Origin of the sequence: Streptomyces sp. NPDC021224 (genome assembly GCF_044332905.1) — a bacterium.
Classification (GTDB): Bacteria; Actinomycetota; Actinomycetes; order Streptomycetales; family Streptomycetaceae; genus Actinacidiphila.
This window is the reverse complement of sequence record NZ_JBIRPW010000038.1, coordinates 1-2357: the sequence shown is the minus strand read 5'-3', so window position 1 is coordinate 2357 and position 2357 is coordinate 1. Positions and strand designations below refer to the sequence as shown.

At 72.3% G+C, this 2357-nt stretch carries 1 protein-coding gene; it reads left to right on the top strand.

Annotation, left to right across the window (positions count from 1 at the left end; translation table 11 throughout):
* Positions 1 to 45: 45 nt before the first annotated feature.
* On the top strand, positions 46 to 2357 hold a 2312-nt coding region (locus ACH4PY_RS37040; RefSeq protein WP_398192923.1), incomplete at its 3' end, for an acyltransferase domain-containing protein.

Here is a 2357-nt window from a genome sequence, read left to right as displayed (position 1 = left end):
GTCGCAGGCGTGATCAAGATGGTGCAGGCCATCCGACACGGCATCATGCCCCAGACCCTCCACGCAGAAGAACGCTCCCCGATCGTCGAATGGGATTCGGGTGCGGTGGAGCTGCTGACGCAGTCCCGGGAATGGGACGAGGTGGACCGTCCGAGGCGTGCTGCGGTGTCCTCGTTCGGTATCAGCGGGACGAACGCGCACGTGATTCTGGAGCAGGCGCCGGTGGTTGGGGAGGCGGCGCCGGAGGGGGATGCGGGCGAGCCGGACGAGGGTGTCACTTCGGTGGTGCCGTGGGTGGTGTCGGGGCGTGGTGGGGGTGCGGTTGCCGGGCAGGCCGGGCGGCTGCTGGAGGTGGTGTCGGCCGGTGAGGTCTCGCCGGTGGATGTGGCCGTGTCGCTGATCGGTTCGCGGGCGGTGTTCGAGGACCGGGCGGTGGTGCTGGGGTCCGGCCGTGAGGGGCTGGTGGCGGGTCTGGCCGGGCTCGCGGGTGGTGTTGAGGTGCCGGGGGTGGTGCGGGGCCACGCTGTGGGTGAGGGCCGGGTGGCGGTGCTGTTCACCGGGCAGGGCTCGCAGCGCCCCGGCATGGGCGCCGGACTCTACGACTCCCAGCCGGTGTTCGCCCAGGCCTTCGACGAGGTGTGCGCCGCCCTGGACGCGCACCTCCCGGCCCCGCTCAAGGACGTCATCCTCGACGGGGAGGGGGGCGGGGACGGGCGTCTGGATCAGACGCTGTTCACGCAGGCCGCGCTGTTCGCGGTGGAGACCGCGCTGTTCGCACTGGCCCGGTCCTACGGTGTGATCCCGCACGTCGTGGGCGGGCACTCGGTCGGTGAGGTGACCGCCGCCCACGTCGCGGGCGTGCTCTCGCTGCCGGACGCGGCACGCCTGGTCACCGCACGGGGACGCCTGATGCAGGCCGCCCGGGCCGGCGGGGCGATGATCGCGGTCGAGGCCACCGAGGACGAAGTGCTGCCCCTGCTCGGCGAACACCTCTCCCTGGCCGCAGTGAACGGGCCGACGTCCGTGGTGGTCTCGGGCGACACCGATGCGGCGGAGGCGGTTGCGGCGCACTTCCGTGACCTGGGGCGGCGGACCCGGCGTCTCACGGTCTCCCACGCCTTCCACTCACCCCACATGGACACCGTCCTGGACGACTTCACCCGCGAGATCCGGACCCTGGACTTCCGGGCCCCGCAGATCCCGGTCCTGTCCAACGTCACCGGGGTTGTGGCCACCACCGGGGAGCTGACCTCACCGGAGTACTGGGCCCGCCACATCCGCGGCACGGTCCGCTTCCACCACGGCATCCAGCACCTCGCTACCGAACACGCCGTCACCGCCTACCTCGAACTCGGCCCCGACCCCGTCCTGACCGCCAGCATCACCACCACCCTCAGCAGCACCGACACAGGCGACCAGGCTGTGGCTGTCGCAGCACTGCGCAAGGGCAAACCCGAGGACGAGACGTTCCTCACCGCCCTCGCCCACCTGTGGACCACCGGCACCCCCATCACCTGGGACCACACCCCGGCCCTCACCGGCGGTCGCACCACCGACCTGCCCACCTACGCCTTCCAGCACCAGCGCTACTGGCTCGAAGCACCCGCAACCACCGGCGATGCCACCGGACTCGGCCTGGCTGTCGCCGGGCACGGACTCCTGGGTGCGGCCGTGGACCTGGCCGACGAAGGCGGTGCGGTCCTCACCGGACGCCTCTCCCACGCCACGCAGCCCTGGCTGGCAGGCCACACCATCCTGGGCAGGGTCCTGCTGCCGGGCACCGCGTTCGTGGACCTGGCCGTCGCCGCGGGTGACCGTGTCGGCGCCGGACACCTCGAAGACCTCACCCTCCACGCACCACTGGTGATCACCGAAGGCCAGGCCGTCCAGTTGCAGGCCACCCTCACCCCGGACGACGGCGGATACGCGCTGGCCGTGCACTCCCGTTCCGACGACGGGAACGGCCCGTGGGTCCGGCACGCCACCGGCCGCCTCACAACCCAGACCGCGGAAGTGGCCGAGCACGCGTCGGCATGGCCCCCCACCGACGCCCGGCCCGTCGACCTCGACGGTCTCTACGACCGCCTCGCCGTGCGGGGTTACGAGTACGGGCCGCTGTTCCAGGGCCTGCACACGGCCTGGCGCCACCACAACGGGGACGTCTCCGCCGAGATCACCCTGCCCGCCGACGACACCGCCACCGACACCGGCGCGTTCGGTATCCACCCGGCCCTCCTCGACGCCGCCCTGCACGCGCTGCTCCTGGACGACCGGCCGGGTGAGCCGGTGGTCGTGCTGCCGTTCGCGTGGAGCGGGGTCACCCTCCACGCCACCGGCGCCACCACCCTGCACGTCCG